The 13,992-nt window shown below is 60.0% G+C and carries 16 protein-coding genes; 8 read left to right on the forward strand and 8 right to left on the reverse strand.

What is annotated here, in order from left to right; translation table 11 throughout:
* Positions 1 to 6 precede the first annotated feature (6 nt).
* From paaD to paaA, 4 genes are read right to left on the reverse strand one after another with little or no spacing between them, the layout of a single operon-like run.
* A complete protein-coding gene (paaD, locus tag FO014_RS18790) occupies positions 7 to 504 on the reverse strand; it encodes a 1,2-phenylacetyl-CoA epoxidase subunit PaaD (RefSeq protein ID WP_105231736.1) in 498 nt (165 codons plus the stop codon).
* A gap of 11 nt (positions 505 to 515) precedes the next feature.
* Positions 516 to 1,274 (reverse strand): 1,2-phenylacetyl-CoA epoxidase subunit PaaC, encoded by a 759-nt coding sequence (gene paaC / locus FO014_RS18795; RefSeq protein WP_105231735.1) that lies wholly within the window; start codon positions 1,272 to 1,274, stop codon positions 516 to 518.
* Positions 1,275 to 1,281: 7 nt separating this feature from the next.
* Entirely contained in the window at positions 1,282 to 1,569 is a 288-nt protein-coding gene (paaB, locus tag FO014_RS18800) for a 1,2-phenylacetyl-CoA epoxidase subunit PaaB (protein ID WP_160030615.1), read from the reverse strand.
* A 15-nt stretch (positions 1,570 to 1,584) separates the two neighbouring features.
* Entirely contained in the window at positions 1,585 to 2,523 is a 939-nt protein-coding gene (gene paaA, locus FO014_RS18805; protein ID WP_160030616.1) for a 1,2-phenylacetyl-CoA epoxidase subunit PaaA, read from the reverse strand.
* Positions 2,524 to 2,843: 320 nt separating this feature from the next.
* On the opposite strand from paaA, the gene paaZ reads away from it, so the two are divergent.
* Positions 2,844 to 4,922 carry a phenylacetic acid degradation bifunctional protein PaaZ gene (gene paaZ, locus FO014_RS18810; RefSeq protein ID WP_160030617.1) on the forward strand — a complete coding sequence of 693 codons (2,079 nt, stop codon included), beginning with the start codon at positions 2,844 to 2,846 and terminating at the stop codon, positions 4,920 to 4,922.
* 53 nt (positions 4,923 to 4,975) lie between these two features.
* Here the strand turns inward: paaZ and FO014_RS18815 are convergent, their stop codons facing one another.
* Positions 4,976 to 6,514 carry a sensor domain-containing diguanylate cyclase gene (locus FO014_RS18815; RefSeq protein ID WP_160030618.1) on the reverse strand — a complete coding sequence of 513 codons (1,539 nt, stop codon included), beginning with the start codon at positions 6,512 to 6,514 and terminating at the stop codon, positions 4,976 to 4,978.
* Between the two features lie 133 nt (positions 6,515 to 6,647).
* On the opposite strand from FO014_RS18815, the gene FO014_RS18820 reads away from it, so the two are divergent.
* Positions 6,648 to 6,842 (forward strand): hypothetical protein, encoded by a 195-nt coding sequence (locus FO014_RS18820; protein ID WP_160030619.1) that lies wholly within the window; start codon positions 6,648 to 6,650, stop codon positions 6,840 to 6,842.
* A gap of 22 nt (positions 6,843 to 6,864) precedes the next feature.
* Here the strand turns inward: FO014_RS18820 and FO014_RS18825 are convergent, their stop codons facing one another.
* Positions 6,865 to 7,284: a VOC family protein gene (locus FO014_RS18825; RefSeq protein ID WP_160030620.1), complete on the reverse strand. Its 420-nt coding sequence runs from the start codon at positions 7,282 to 7,284 to the stop codon at positions 6,865 to 6,867.
* 260 nt (positions 7,285 to 7,544) lie between these two features.
* Between FO014_RS18825 and FO014_RS18830 the strand changes: the two genes are divergently transcribed.
* Positions 7,545 to 8,318: an SDR family oxidoreductase gene (locus FO014_RS18830; protein WP_160030621.1), complete on the forward strand. Its 774-nt coding sequence runs from the start codon at positions 7,545 to 7,547 to the stop codon at positions 8,316 to 8,318.
* A gap of 59 nt (positions 8,319 to 8,377) precedes the next feature.
* Positions 8,378 to 9,295, forward strand: a complete 918-nt coding sequence (locus tag FO014_RS18835) for a LysR family transcriptional regulator (RefSeq protein WP_160030622.1) — start codon at positions 8,378 to 8,380, stop codon at positions 9,293 to 9,295.
* On the opposite strand, the gene lpxL is transcribed toward FO014_RS18835, so the two are convergent.
* Positions 9,292 to 10,212 (reverse strand): LpxL/LpxP family Kdo(2)-lipid IV(A) lauroyl/palmitoleoyl acyltransferase, encoded by a 921-nt coding sequence (gene lpxL, locus FO014_RS18840; protein ID WP_160030623.1) that lies wholly within the window; start codon positions 10,210 to 10,212, stop codon positions 9,292 to 9,294. The two genes, FO014_RS18835 and lpxL, sit on opposite strands and share 4 nt — an antisense overlap.
* 340 nt (positions 10,213 to 10,552) lie before the next feature.
* Between lpxL and FO014_RS18845 the strand changes: the two genes are divergently transcribed.
* The 4 genes from FO014_RS18845 to FO014_RS18860 all read left to right on the forward strand — a co-directional run bounded on the left by FO014_RS18845 (position 10,553) and on the right by FO014_RS18860 (position 12,827).
* The gene (locus FO014_RS18845; protein ID WP_105231726.1) at positions 10,553 to 10,750 is read left to right on the forward strand and encodes a glycine zipper domain-containing protein; all 198 of its coding nucleotides are present in this window, start codon (positions 10,553 to 10,555) and stop codon (positions 10,748 to 10,750) included.
* Between the two features lie 15 nt (positions 10,751 to 10,765).
* On the forward strand, positions 10,766 to 11,014 hold the full coding sequence (locus FO014_RS18850; RefSeq protein WP_054307869.1) for a GlsB/YeaQ/YmgE family stress response membrane protein: 249 nt from the start codon (positions 10,766 to 10,768) through the stop codon (positions 11,012 to 11,014).
* 102 nt (positions 11,015 to 11,116) lie between these two features.
* A complete protein-coding gene (locus FO014_RS18855) occupies positions 11,117 to 11,521 on the forward strand; it encodes a YidB family protein (RefSeq protein WP_160030624.1) in 405 nt (134 codons plus the stop codon).
* Between the two features lie 223 nt (positions 11,522 to 11,744).
* Complete coding sequence (locus FO014_RS18860; RefSeq protein WP_160030625.1) at positions 11,745 to 12,827, forward strand: endonuclease/exonuclease/phosphatase family protein; 1,083 nt, start codon at positions 11,745 to 11,747, stop codon at positions 12,825 to 12,827.
* A gap of 31 nt (positions 12,828 to 12,858) precedes the next feature.
* On the opposite strand, the gene FO014_RS18865 is transcribed toward FO014_RS18860, so the two are convergent.
* Positions 12,859 to 13,863, reverse strand: a complete 1,005-nt coding sequence (locus FO014_RS18865) for an NAD(P)H-quinone oxidoreductase (RefSeq protein ID WP_160030626.1) — start codon at positions 13,861 to 13,863, stop codon at positions 12,859 to 12,861.
* Positions 13,864 to 13,992: the final 129 nt, after the last annotated feature.

Here is a 13,992-nt window from a genome sequence, read left to right on the forward strand (position 1 = left end):
GCGCTCCTAGATGCATTTGAAATAATCGAACGGCTCGCGGCAGGCACAGCAGCGGTAGAGCGCTTTGCAGGCGGTGGAGCCGAACTCGCTGATTTTCTCGGTATTGTCACTGCCGCAGCGCGGGCACTGCACCGGGCCGTGGCTGTCCGGCCTATCGCAGGTATGGCCCTGCGGCGGCGCGACGCCGTAGGCGCGCAGCCTGGCGCGCGCGTCGGCGTTCATCCAGTCGGTGGTCCAGGCGGGATCGAGCCGGATAGCGACCGTCACCGGGCTGAAACCGGCGGCGGCCAGCCGCTGTTTGATCGCGTCCTGCAAAAATTCGCTGGCGGGGCAGCCGGAATAGGTTGGCGTAAAGATAATGCGCCAGCCGTCGCCGTCACGTTCCACCTTGCGCACCATGCCCAGATCGGTAATCGACAGCGCCGGCAGTTCCGGGTCGCTGATCTGCTGTAGGCAGTGCCAGATCTGCGGGATCTCGGCGGGTTCCAAGTGGGGGAGGATCATCAGTCACCTCGCTACCAGTTGCAGTTGGGGTAGGCGCGCTGCAGGAACTGCATCTCGGCGAGGATAAAACCGAGGTGCTCGCTGTGCTGGCCCTGTTTGCCGCCGAGGCGGAACGCCGGCTGCTCCGGCAGCGTCAGCGTCGCCTGGCGCAGCGTATCGTTCACCAGTTCCTGCCACGGCGCCTGCAGCTGACGCGGGTCGGCGGCGATGCCCTGTTCGGCCAGCATCAGCTCGGTGTCATCGGCGTGGAACAGTTCGGCGGTAAAGCGCCACAGCGCATCCAGCGACTGCTGAATTTTTTGATGGCTGGTTTCGCTGCCGTCGCCGAGGCGGATCATCCAGCCCTGGCTGAAGCGCAGATGGTATTCCGCTTCTTTCAGCGATTTGGCGGCGATGGCCGCCAGCTGCGGATCGCGGCTGCGGCTGAGTTCGCGCTGCAGCAGCAGGTGGTAGGCATCCAGCAGGAACTGGCGCACCAGCGTATCGTTGAAGCCGCCGTTTGGCTGTTCGGCCAGCAGCAGGTTATGGAATTCGCGCTCGTCGCGGCCGAAGGCCAGCTGGTCTTCACTGCATTCGGGGCCGATCAGCGTCGCGGCGTAGCTGAGAATATTGCGCGCCTGGCCGAGCAGATCGAGGCCGATATTCGCCAGCGCCAGATCGATCTCCAGCTCCGGCGCGTGGCCGCACCAGGCGCACAGGCGCTGCGCCAGAATCAGCGGCGTATCGCCCTGACGCAAAAGATAGGTAATACGGGGATCGCGTTGCGTCATGGCCGCCTCACATGTTCTTGATGCCGTCGGGAATGGTGTAAAACGTCGGGTGACGGTAGATTTTGTCCTCCGACGGATCGAAAAAGGCGTCGCGATCTTCGGCCTGCGAGGCGATCAGGTGGCAGGACTGCACCACCCAGATGGAACAGCCTTCGTTACGCCGGGTGTAGGCGTCGCGGGCATTTTCCAGCGCCATCCGGTCGTCGGCGGCGTGCAGGCTGCCGACGTGACGATGCGCCAGTCCTTGTTTGCTGCGGATAAATACTTCATACAGCGGCCATTCGACGTGAGTCATGGAAGAATCCTCTTGTTAAGCCGCTCGCGTGCGGTTTTTTTCGGCGTGCGCCATGGCGCCTTCGCGCACCCAGGCGCCGTTTTCCCAGGCCTGACGTTTGGCCTGCAGGCGTTCGTGGTTGCACTGGCCCTGGCCCTTGATCACCTGGTACAGCTCGCTCCAGTCGATGTCGCCGAAGCGGTAGTGGCCGCTGGCTTCATCCCAGGTCAGATCCGCATCGGGGGCGGTCATGCCCAGCGCTTCCAGCTGTGGAACGGTGTTGTCGACAAACTTCTGCCGCAGCTCGTCGTTGCTGTGGCGTTTGATTTTCCACGCCATGCTCTGCGCGCTGTGCGGTGAGTCGTTGTCGCTGGGGCCGAACATCATCAGCACCGGCCACCAGAAGCGGTTAATGGCGTCTTGCAGCATGGCCTTTTGCTGTTCGCTGCCGTGCGCCAGCGCCATCACCGCCTCATAGCCCTGACGCTGGTGGAAGCTCTCCTCTTTACAGATTTTCACCATTGAACGGGCATACGGGCCGTAAGAGGCGCGGCACAGCGCCACCTGATTGACGATGGCCGCGCCGTCGACCAGCCAGCCGATCACGCCGACGTCGGCCCAGTTCAGCGTCGGGTAGTTAAAAATGGAGGAGTATTTCATCTTGCCGTCGAGCATCTTTTGGTAGATGTCCTGACGCGAACAGCCCAGCGTTTCGGCGGCGCTGTACAGGTAGAGGCCGTGGCCGGCTTCGTCTTGCACCTTGGCCAGCAGCACCGCTTTGCGCCGCAGGGTCGGGGCGCGGGTCAGCCAGTTGGCTTCCGGCAGCATGCCGATCACTTCCGAATGCGCGTGCTGGCCGATCTGACGGATCAGGTTTTGCCGGTAGGCGTCCGGCATCCAGTCTTTGGCCTCGATGGAGATATCGGCGGCCAGCTTGGCGTCGAAATGCTGCTGATGTTGTGCGTCGGTGGTCATGGTTACCTCATTGATGATTCGTATTTTTAAAGTGAATAATAAAAATGTGAATCACTTTAATAACCATAAAGCTACAAGTTGATAACCTAAAGATCAAACAAGGTTCTTAGGGTTTTGCGACGGCCCTCACAACTAACTTTCTTATTTTATTGATTTGTATTTACTTTTTTGTGCCTTAAATTCGCACGGCTGCTGACGTACGGCCAGCTTTACACTCCCGTTGTTTGTTTTTTGTTAAATTTTAACTTGGCGATGACTGGAAAATATGTGATACGTAATTACGCTTTATGACGTCACTTTATGAATTCAGGAGAAGCCGCATGCAGCAGTTGAACAGTTACCTCTCGGGGCGTTGGCTATACGGCCAGGGGCCGGCTCGCGAGATCCGTCACGCGCTCACCGGCGAGCCGTTGTATCAGGTTTGCTCTGAGGGGCTGCCGCTGGCTGACAGCCTGAACTATGCGCGGGAGCAGGGCGGCCGCGCGCTGGCGGCGATGACCTTCCAGCAGCGCGCGCAGATGATGAAGGCGGTGGCGAAGTATCTGCTGGCGCATAAAGAGACGCTGTATGAGATCTCCTACCAGACCGGCGCGACGCGCAGCGACGGCTGGGTGGATATTGAAGGCGGCATCGCCACGCTGTTTGCCTACGCCGGCCTGGCCGGGCGCGAGCTGCCGGACGACACGTTGTGGCCGGAAGACGAGCCGATTCCGTTATCGAAACAGGGCCAGTTTATGGCGCGTCACGTGTTGACCTCGCGCCCCGGCGTGGCGCTGCATATTAACGCCTTCAACTTCCCCTGCTGGGGCATGCTGGAAAAACTGGCGCCGACCTGGCTGGCCGGTATGCCGGCGGTTGTGAAGCCCGCCACCGCCAGCGCGCAGCTGACGCAGGCGATGGTGCAGCTGATTATCGACAGCGGTCTGGTGCCGGACGGGGCGCTGCAGCTGATTTGCGGCGGCGTCGGCGATCTGTTTGACCATCTGGACTATCAGGATGCGGTGACCTTTACCGGCTCGGCGCAGACCGGCCGGCAGCTGCGCGCCCACCCGCGGCTGCTGGAAAAATCGATTTCGTTCACCATGGAGGCCGACTCGCTGAACTGCTGCGTGCTGGGAGAGGATGTGACGCCGGAGATGCCGGAGTTTGCGCTGTTTATTAAAGAAGTCTGCCGTGAGATGACCAGCAAGGCGGGGCAGAAATGTACCGCCATCCGCCGGGTGATGGTGCCGGCGACGCAGGTTGAGGCGGTGAAACAGGCGCTGTTGCAGCGCCTGGCCGCGGTGAAGGTCGGCGACCCGCGGCTGGAGCAGGTCAGGATGGGGGCGCTGGTCAGCCTGGAGCAGCGGGATGATGTGCAGCAGAAAGTTGAACTGCTGCTGCACAACGGTTGTGAACCGCTATGCGGCGCCAGCCTGCAGTCATTCAGCGCGCAGGGCGATGACGATCGCCAGGGCGCGTTCTACCCGCCAACTCTGTTGTACTGCGCCGAGCCGCTGCGTAACGGCGCGGTGCACGATATTGAGGCCTTTGGCCCGGTCGCTACGCTGATGCCGTACGACAGCGGCGAGCAGGCGATTGAGCTGGCGCTGCTGGGGCAAGGCAGCCTGGCCGGCTCGCTGGTCACCGCCGATGCCGCCGTGGCGACGCGCTTTATCCGCGCCGCCGCCTGCGCCCATGGCCGGATGCTGGTGCTGGACCGTGCGGCGGCGGAAGAGTCCACCGGCCACGGTTCGCCGTTGCCGATGCTGATGCACGGCGGGCCGGGACGCGCCGGCGGCGGCGAGGAGCTGGGCGGCCTGCGGGCGGTGAAACACTATATGCAGCGTACCGCGCTGCAGGGCAGCCCGAGCATGCTGGCGGCGATTGGCAAGGAGTGGGTGCGCGGCGCCGAGGCGCTGGAATCGCCGGTTCATCCGTTCCGCAAGTATTTTGAACAGCTGCCGATCGGCGAAAGCCTGCTGACCGCGCGCCGCACGGTCACCGAGGCGGATATTGTCAACTTCGCCTGCCTGAGCGGCGACCATTTCTATGCCCATATGGATAAGCTCGGCGCGGCGGAGTCGCTGTTCGGCGAGCGCGTGGCCCATGGCTACTTTGTGGTTTCCGCCGCGGCGGGGCTGTTTGTCGACCCGGGCGTCGGGCCGGTGATCGCCAACTACGGCATGGAAAATCTGCGTTTCATCGAACCGGTGAAGATCGGCGACACCATTCAGGTGCGGCTGACCTGCAAGAAAAAGATCCGCAAGCCACAGAAAAATGCGGAGGATAGGCCGCACGGCGTGGTGGTGTGGGATGTGCAGGTGCTGAACCAGCATCAGCAGGCGGTGGCGCTGTACAGTATTTTAACGCTGGTGGCGCGGCAGCAGGGAGATTTTCCGTCAGCCGAGGCGCAATAAGCCGTTTCTCTTTATCCGGGGCCGTTGCGGCCCCGTTTTTATTGGCGTTGTCGTCAGGCGTGGCAGACCTGGTTCTTACCGTTTTTCTTGGCCTGATAGAGCGCCGCATCCGCCTGTTTAATCAGTGCGACCGGCGTGCTGCCGGCATCGCCAGGCGTTTGAACGGCAACGCCGATGCTGACGGTAATCAGGCCCAGCGGGCTGCCTTCGTGGGGGACCTGCAGCTGTCGTACGTGCTCCAGCACCCGCTTGGCGCAGCCCATCGCGCCCGCCAGGTCGGTATCCGGCAGGATGATTGTCAGCTCTTCACCGCCATAGCGTGCGACCAGGTCGCCGACGCGATTGGGCATGGCGTTCAGCAGCCGGCCGATCTGCTGCAGGCAGCGGTCGCCGGCGACGTGGCCGTAGATATCGTTGTACTGTTTGAAATAGTCGATATCCAGGATCAGCAGCGCCAGATTGCGCGCATAGCGTGCGGCATGGTTGCTGTGATTGGCCAGCGCCATATCGAAGCGGCGGCGATTGGCCAGCCCGGTCAGGCCGTCCAGCAGCGCCAGCTCTTCCAGCGTCTGATTCATCTGCGTCAGTTGATCGCGGGTGCGCACCAGTTCTGCTTCCGTCTGCAGGCTGTGATTGATTTGCCGGATCAGCGTAATACCCAGCGCCAGCAAGATCGCCAGCAGTATACCGCCGCCGAGGGCGAACAGGCCGGTGTCCTTGCGCCAGCTGCTCAGCACATCGTGCTTCGACAGCCCGGCGGCGATCACCAGCGGGTAATGCGGTACGCGGGAGTAGCCGTAAATACGCTCCACGCCGTCGAACTGCGACACCAGCGTGGCGTTGCCGAATGCCGAATACGGCAGAATCTGCCGGAACAGTACGCCGAGGGCCACGTTTTTGCCGATACTTTCCGGCGCGTAAGGGCGGCGGTATAAAATGGTGCCGTCCGCCAGCAGCAGGCTGAGCGTATCCTGGCTCTGAAGGGTGAAATCATCGTAAAAGTTGCGGAAATAATCGACATACAGCGTGGCCAGCACCACGCCGGCGAAACTGCCGTCCGGGTTATTGAGCCGGCGTGAGATGGGGATCACCAGATCGTCGGTGGAGCGGCTGCGGATCACTTTACCGATATAGAAATTATTATCATTGTGGTGTTTATGATATTGGAAATAGGCGCGGTCGCCGTTATTGGCGTGGGCGCCGGTCCGGCCGAACGAGGTCACCACCCAGCGCCCCTGTGCGTCAAAGATAAAGCTGCCGTGCAGCTGCGGCGAATTATTGACCTGATCGCGCATCACTTTTTGCAGGCGCCGTTGCTGCGCGGCGCTGAGGCCGTCATGTTCGGCGCGCTCTTTCAGTTCCAGCAGGCCGTTATCCACCTGTTTGAAAGTGTCGTAGGCATGCTGCGCCAGCGAGCGCGCCAGGTTGGAGGCGCCGTTATCCGCGCTTTGCAGGTCGAGCTTGCGGGCATGCCAGCCTTGCCAGATGTTAAATACCAGCAGCGTAACGACGACGATAACTACGAACACGGCGGCCTGAAACAGTAACGGCGAGGTGCTGGATTTCGCTGACTCTGAAGGCGGTTGCGTCATATCATCCTGATTATCGGGTAGTGATTAATACGAGTAAGGCGTTGGGTGACGCTGCGTAGGCACCCACCGGCCAGGCGGGCGCGGAAGAGATAAATTTAGTACAAGTTAACTGATTAATACAGGAAGGGGAGCGGTGTCGGACTACATTATCATTACGCTGTTGACGCTGACGGTTTATTATCCGCTGACGCTGGGGGGACTGGCCGTGATAATGGCAATCGCCGTGCGGCGTCGGCGGTCACCCTATTGGCGGCTGGCGCTGCTGCTGCTGACGCTGCTGTTTGTGCTGTTCGCCATGGCGGCCTACAGCTGGCATCACTCGCGCTGACGCCCGCTGCAGGCCTATGGGCTTATTCCACGTTAATCATCCAGTTGACGCCGAACTGGTCGGTCAGCATGCCGAAACCTTTGGCCCAGAACGTAGGCTGAAAAGGCATGGTGACCGTGCCGCCCTGCGCCAGTTTGTTAAAAATTTCTTTACCTTGCTCCACGCTGCTGGGGTTTAGCGACAGCGAGTAGCCCCGGTGGGCGCTGTTGTCGCCGTCTTCCTGCGGGCAGCCGTCGGAGGCCATCAGCGCGCCGTCGCCGATCAACAGGTGCGCGTGCATCACCGCTTCCGGATTGACCTCCGGCATGTCGTCCTGTTTCGCTTCGGCGGGCAGATCTTTATAGCGCATCAGCATTTCCAGTTTGGCGCCCAGTTGCTCGACGTAAAAATTAATCGCCTGTTCGCAGTTACCGTTAAAGAACAGATAGGGTTGAATCTGCATGGTATGCCCCTCGGATTAGTTCCAGCGTCCACCGCCTGAGGGCGCTGAAAAATGGTTACGCCCGGCAACTGTTGCCGGACGTGATTGATCAGTGTAGCGCCTGGCGACAGGAAGACCGCGCGGGGGATCACGCTCTGCGTATGTGACGTGATTAAACGAAAAAGCGGGACAGTGCATCCCGGTTTTTGCCGATTATCTGCACGAAAAGCCTTCCTATACTCAACGACTCAACAGCACCTTCATTCAAGGAGTTTATGGTTATGGGAAGTCAATCTCTTGATGGCAAAGTAGTACTGATCGCCGGCGGCGCGAAAAACCTGGGCGGGCTGGTGGCGCGCGATCTGGCGCAAAACGGCGCGGCGGCGGTCGTGGTGCATTATAACAGCGACGGCAGCCGCCCGGCGGCGGAAGAGACGCTGGCGGCGGTTAAGGCCGCAGGCGCGCAGGCGATCGCCGTACAGGGCGACCTTTCACGGCCGGCCAACGTCGCCCGGCTGTTTGAAGAGGCGGTCAACGCTTTCGGCAAGGTGGATATTGCGATCAACACCGCCGGGCTGGTGATTAAAAAGCCGATCGCCGAGGTGACCGAGGCGGATTACGACACCAGCTTTGACGTGAATGCCAAAGCGGCGTTCTTCTTTATTCAGCAGGCGGGGAAACACCTGGCGGACAACGGTCGGATTGTCACCATTGTCAGTTCGCTGCTGGCGGCCTATACGCCGTTTTATGCGGTTTATCCCGGCAGTAAGGCGCCGGTAGAGCACTTCACCCGCGCCGCGTCGAAAGAGTTTGGCGAACGGGGAATCAGCGTCAATGCCATCGGGCCGGGTCCTATGGATACGCCGTTCTTCTACGGGCAGGAAAGTGAGGAAGCGGTAGCCTATCACCGCAGCGCGGCGGCATTGAGCAAGTTCTCTAAAACCGGCCTGACCGATATTGAAGATATTGCGCCGATTGTGAAATTCCTGGTGACTGACGGCTGGTGGATCACCGGGCAAACGCTGTTTGCCAACGGCGGCTATACTACCCGGTAATTGACAATATCGTTCAACCTGGTCGCGGCGTCACGCTGCGGCCACAGCATGAGGCGCCGGTGGATAAAATAGGGAGACTGCGGGTATTTATCCAGGTCGCCGAAGTGGGCAGTTTTGTGCGTGCCTCGGAAATAATGCTGATGCCGAAAACCACGGCGTCATCGGCGATCCAGCAGCTGGAACACGAGATGGGCGCCCGGCTGTTCCACCGCACGACGCGGCGGGTGCAGCTGACCAGCGACGGCGAGCGCCTGTTGGAGCGCGCGCGCATCCTGCTCGATGAGATGGCGGCGCTGGATCGGTTGTTCTTGCCGTCGGATGCCTCGATCGGCGGCCGTCTGACGGTGGATGTGCCCAGCCGCATTGCGCGGCGCATTATCGTGCCGGCGCTGCCGGATTTCTTTACCCGCTACCCCGATATCCAACTGTTCCTCAGCGCCAGCGATCGCCATATCGATCTGGTGCAGGAAGGGGTGGACTGCGTGGTGCGGGTGGGGGAACTGCATGACAGCAGTCTGGTCAGCCAGAGCCTGGGGCGGTTGGGCATGATCAACTGTGCCAGCCCGGCATACCTGCAGCAGCAGGGCGTACCGCTGCATACCGATCAGCTGACGGCGCATTGGGCGGTGGGCTATGCCCAGCCGAGCCTGATGACGGCTAGCGTCTGGCAGTGGTGGCAGCATGGGGAACGGATGGAAAAGGCGATCCCCAGCCGGGTGACGGTGAATAATGCGGAGAACTATATCGGCTGCTGTCTGGCAGGGATGGGGCTGATTCAAATCCCGCGTTTTGACGTACAGCACTATCTGGATGACGGACAGTTGGTGGAAGTCTTGCCGCAGGCGCGTGCGCCGGCGATGAACCTTGCGCTGCTGTATCCGCACCGTCGCCAGCGCACGGCGCGTTTCAGCGCCTTTGCCGACTGGTTCGGCCGGCTGATTGCGCCGTTTTGCGAAACGGCGCAATCGGACAACTAGTAGAGGGACGCTTCGCCTGCGGGACGCGTCTTGAAACGGCGATGCAGCCACATATACTGGTCAGGGGCGAGTAAAACCTGCTCCTCTACCACTTTATTCATGTAGGCGGCCGCTTTGGTGTCGTCATCCAGCGGAAAATCGTCCAGCGGCCGCTGAATGATCAGTTCGTAGCCTTTGGCGTGCGGCAGACGGCGCGGCACGAAAGGTACGATGGCCGGCCGGCCCATGCGCGCCAGCAGATAGGTGCCGGTGGTGGTGGCGGCGTTCGGCACCGCGAAAAACGGCACAAACACGCTGCTCTTCCGGCCGTAGTCATGGTCCGGCGCGTACCAGATGATTTCGCCCTGTTTCAGACAGCGAATCATGCCTTTTACGTCCTTGCGGTCGATCATGTATTTGTTGGCGCGCAGGCGGCCCCAGGTCTGTACATACTCCATCAGCTTGTTGTTATGCGGGCGATGCACGCCGATGCCCGGGTTCTGCATGCCGAAAATGCGCGCCCCCAGCTCCAGCGTCAGGAAATGCATGCCGATCAGCAGGACGCCTCTGCCGCCTTCGCGCGCTTTTTGCATATTTTCCATGCCGCTGACGGTAAACCAGCGGGAAATCCGCCAGTCGGGCCAGAACCAGGCCATGCCGACCTCAAACAGGCCCATGCCGACCGACTCAAAGTTGCGGGTCACCAAGGCTTCGCGTTCCGCGGCGGGCATATCGGGGAAACACAGTTCCAGATTACGTCGGGCTATTTTTACCCGGCACGGCATAAAGCGTTTGGCGACTCTGCCGAGCAGATGGCCGAGGCGATAAATAAGCGGGTAGGGGAGAAGAACTAACAGATAGAGTATGCCGAGACCGATCCAAAGCAGCCAGTATCGAGGGCGCAAGAAAGAGCGCTCAAAAGTTGGGCTTAATAACATTTGCTTTCAACTTCCTGCTGTTACGTTTTTTTCTCAAAGATGGATTTGGTGAATGATAATAATATAATTTGAATCAACCGATCGACTTTTTCCCTTTAATGCCATTTCACACCCGGTGTCGGCGTATGTGAAAGTGGCCTGATGATTCAGACGACGTGAAATAGGTAACGCGCTGATTTTTGACTATAGTAATAGAGTGCAAACGCGTCGTTTCGTTGGGCACCCTGTCGCTGCCGGCGGCGTATGCGGGCGGCGGAGCAGGTGAAACATAAGGCGGAAAGACGCGCTCACACGCGGTGTGATGCGGGGCTTCCAGATTATGTTATGCTAAGGAATTGAAATGTTTGTTAAAAATGACAGTAAAGATCGTGTAGAATCGGCATGCGGCAGCGCCAGAGGGTGCGCATGTGAAGTGCGCGCCTGTGTGAAGGACGCTGTCGATTGTTCTTGTCGTTATGTCAAAGACAACCCGTGGGCTGGGGTTGGCGCCGGCGCCGTTGTTGGACTGGTCGTCGGTTTCCTTTTAGGCAAAAAGTAAATAGGGAGAGTACAAATGGGCATCATTTCTTGGATTATTTTTGGTTTAATCGCCGGTATTCTGGCTAAGTGGATTATGCCGGGCAAAGATGGCGGCGGCTTTATCATGACCATCATCCTGGGTATTATCGGTGCAGTTGTCGGCGGTTGGATCAGTACCTTCTTCGGTATGGGCCGCGTCGATGGCTTTAACCTGGGCAGCTTTGTGGTTGCCGTGATCGGTGCCCTGGTGGTGCTTTTTGTCTACAGAAAGATCAGAAGCTAATCCGGTGCTGATCAATGAGGGTCGCCCACGGCGGCCCTTTTTCGTTTTATTACAGGTGACGATCGCCCGGCGCATGGCCGGCGATCTGAGAAGGGGAATACTATGGGTTTGTTAGATGGCGCATTAGGCAATGTTTTAGGCAACGTGCTGGGTAATGCATTGGGTAATGGCGGTAAAGGCGGGATTGATATCGCGGCCATTCTGCAGTGGGTTGAGCAGCAGGGTGGTTTGCAGGCAATCCTGAACAAACTGCAGCAGGGACAGCTGGGCGATATCGTCGGCTCCTGGCTGGGCAACGGTGAAAACCAGTCCATCAGCGGCGATCACGTTCAGCAGGCGTTGGGCAGTGACGCCATTGCGCAACTGGCCGCCAAACTGGGCGTTGACAGCCACCAGGCGTCTGAAACCGTGGCGCAGCTGTTGCCGACGCTGGCGGATAAAGCCTCGCCAAACGGTGAAGTGAAACAGGACGAACTGGCCAACTACGTCGGTAAACTGTTCAGCTAAGCCTCGATGCCCCGGCTTGCCGGGGCATGTTTATCTCCTGCCATCTGCGTCTGCGCCGCAGACGACTTACAGAATTTCCTCGCTTTATACGCAAAATATTCCTTTCACCGCCGCTGGCGGAACCCTGGTGGTTTGTGGCAACCTTTTGGCTGCCGCATAGATGTGTGCGGCAGGTCGGCGCGTAAACCCGCCGACGATTAACTAAAAAGAAGAGGAACGTAGCGTGACAGGGATTATCTCAATACTGACGTGTTTATTGGCCTTGGTGACCATTGCGCCGATTTCAACGCATCCGGCCTGGTGGGTTCGCGTATGGGATTTCCCCCGTTTGCAGATACTGGCGCTGGCGTTATTGACGCTGTTGCTGAATGTGACGCTGCTGCCCTGGTCATCGCCGTGGGTCTGGGGCCTGGCGGTAGTCAATCTGGCCTGTGTGATTTATCAGGCGCGCTGGATTTATCCTTATACGGCGCTGAGCAAGCCGCAGGTGCTGGATTTTACCGGTTATGAGAAAAAGCCGCGCGTGCGCATACTGGTCGCCAATGTGCTGACGCCGAACCGCCATGCGGAAAAGCTGCTGGCGCTGGCGGCGGCGGAGCGGCCGGACGTGCTGGTGGCGGTGGAAACCGACGGCTGGTGGGAGCAACAGCTGGCGCCGCTGGAACAGGATTACCCCTATACGCTGAAATGCCCGCAGGACAACCTGTACGGCATGCACGTCTATTCGCGTCTGCCGCTGAGCGACGCGGAGATTCAGTATCTGGTGGATAAGGAGATTCCGTCGATGCATATGCTGGTGCAGTTGGACAACGGGCCGCAGGTGCGCTTGCACTGCGTACACCCGATGCCGCCCAGCCCGACGGAGAATGATGAATCGGAAGACCGCGATGCAGAACTGGTGCTGGTGGGAAAAAGCGTGGTCGATGCCAAAACGCCGGTGATCGTCACCGGCGATCTGAACGATGTCGCCTGGTCCACCACCACGCGGTTATTCCTGAAAATCAGCGGGCTGCTTGATCCGCGCCGCGGTCGCGGCATGTACAGCACCTTCCATGCCGGCTATCCGTTTTTACGCTGGCCGCTGGACCACGTTTTTCACAGCGATGATTTTGTGCTGGGCAGCCTGCGCCGCCTGCCCTCGATTGGCTCTGACCACTTCCCGATCATGGCCGAACTGGTGTACTCGCCGAAGAAGGGCGCACAGCAAGAGAGCCTGCAGCGGGAGAGCGAGGATGAGGCGCTGGCTCAGGAGAAACTGGCCAGCACCGACGCCACGCCGGCGGACGTCCACGCCCCCGGCGCCTGATGCCTTGCCCCACCGCAGGGTGGGGCAAGGGTTATAGGGTGAGCATAATCTTGCCGATGTGCGCGCTGGATTCCATCAGCCGGTGCGCTTCGTCCGCCTGCGCCAGCGGGAAGGTCTGAAAGATTTGCGGTTTGATGGCGCCGCGCTCCAGCAGCGGCCAGACTTTTTGCTGCAGGTCGGCGGCGATTTGTGCTTTATCCTGCACGCTGCGCGCGCGTAAGGTGGAGCCGGTATGCGTCAGGCGCTTCAGCAGCAGCGGCATCAGGTTGAGCTCTTTCACCACGCCGTTTTGGGTGCCGATTTGCACAATGCGCCCCTCCATCGCCGCTGCCTGATAGTTTTTCGCCAGGTACTCTCCGGCGATCAGATCGACAATCACATTGGCGCCCTTACCGTTGGTCGCTTTCATCGTCTGTTCGACGAAGTCTTCCGTGCGGTAGTTGATCGCCGCATCGGCGCCGAGCGCCAGGCTGGCGGCGCGTTTTTCTTCTGAACCGACGGTGGTGATCACATGGGCGCAAAACGCCTTGGCCAGCAGGGTGGCGACCGTGCCGATCCCGGAAGTGCCGCCGTGGATCAGAACGGTTTCACCGGCCTGCAGGTGACCGCGCTGAAAGACGTTCACCCAGACGGTGAAGAAGGTTTCCGGAATGGCGGCGGCTTCTGTCATGCTGAAGCCTTTGGGAACCGGCAGTGTGTTGCTTTCATGCACCTTGCAGTATTCGGCGTAGCCGCCGCCGGCGATCAGGGCACAAACGCTGTCACCGACGTGATAGTGCTGGACGCCTGTGCCGACGGCGACCACCTCCCCGGCGATCTCCAGCCCCGGGATATCGGATGCGCCCGGCGGTGGCGCATAGTGTCCGCGCCGCTGCAGTACGTCCGGACGGTTAACCCCTGCGGCGGCGACCTTGACCAAAATTTCTCCCTGCGCCAGTTCTGGCAGCGGGCGCACGGCGGGCTGCAGCATTTCCGGGCCGCCGGCGGCGGTAATCTCAATAACGCGCATCTGCTCGGGCAGGTGTGTGACGGTCATGCGGTTCTCCTTATTGAATGAGGCGATGCTACTCTCAGTGTAGATAAGCGTTGCGGGACAGCATGATGAGAATGTTACAGCAAGCCGATGCGGAGGATGTAGAAGAAAGGGCGCTTGACGGTCAGAAAG

The organism is Serratia rhizosphaerae, assembly GCF_009817885.1.
Classification (GTDB): domain Bacteria; phylum Pseudomonadota; class Gammaproteobacteria; order Enterobacterales; family Enterobacteriaceae; genus Serratia_B; species Serratia_B rhizosphaerae.

Coding starts and splice junctions, on each gene's coding strand:
- paaD (WP_105231736.1), bottom strand. CDS start 504: ATGATCCTCCCCCACTTGGAACCCGCCGAGATCCCGCAGATCTGGCAC.
- paaC (WP_105231735.1), bottom strand. CDS start 1,274: ATGACGCAACGCGATCCCCGTATTACCTATCTTTTGCGTCAGGGCGAT.
- paaB (WP_160030615.1), bottom strand. CDS start 1,569: ATGACTCACGTCGAATGGCCGCTGTATGAAGTATTTATCCGCAGCAAA.
- paaA (WP_160030616.1), bottom strand. CDS start 2,523: ATGACCACCGACGCACAACATCAGCAGCATTTCGACGCCAAGCTGGCC.
- paaZ (WP_160030617.1), top strand. CDS start 2,844: ATGCAGCAGTTGAACAGTTACCTCTCGGGGCGTTGGCTATACGGCCAG.
- FO014_RS18815 (WP_160030618.1), bottom strand. CDS start 6,514: ATGACGCAACCGCCTTCAGAGTCAGCGAAATCCAGCACCTCGCCGTTA.
- FO014_RS18825 (WP_160030620.1), bottom strand. CDS start 7,284: ATGCAGATTCAACCCTATCTGTTCTTTAACGGTAACTGCGAACAGGCG.
- FO014_RS18830 (WP_160030621.1), top strand. CDS start 7,545: ATGGGAAGTCAATCTCTTGATGGCAAAGTAGTACTGATCGCCGGCGGC.
- lpxL (WP_160030623.1), bottom strand. CDS start 10,212: ATGTTATTAAGCCCAACTTTTGAGCGCTCTTTCTTGCGCCCTCGATAC.
- FO014_RS18845 (WP_105231726.1), top strand. CDS start 10,553: ATGTTTGTTAAAAATGACAGTAAAGATCGTGTAGAATCGGCATGCGGC.
- FO014_RS18850 (WP_054307869.1), top strand. CDS start 10,766: ATGGGCATCATTTCTTGGATTATTTTTGGTTTAATCGCCGGTATTCTG.
- FO014_RS18855 (WP_160030624.1), top strand. CDS start 11,117: ATGGGTTTGTTAGATGGCGCATTAGGCAATGTTTTAGGCAACGTGCTG.
- FO014_RS18865 (WP_160030626.1), bottom strand. CDS start 13,863: ATGACCGTCACACACCTGCCCGAGCAGATGCGCGTTATTGAGATTACC.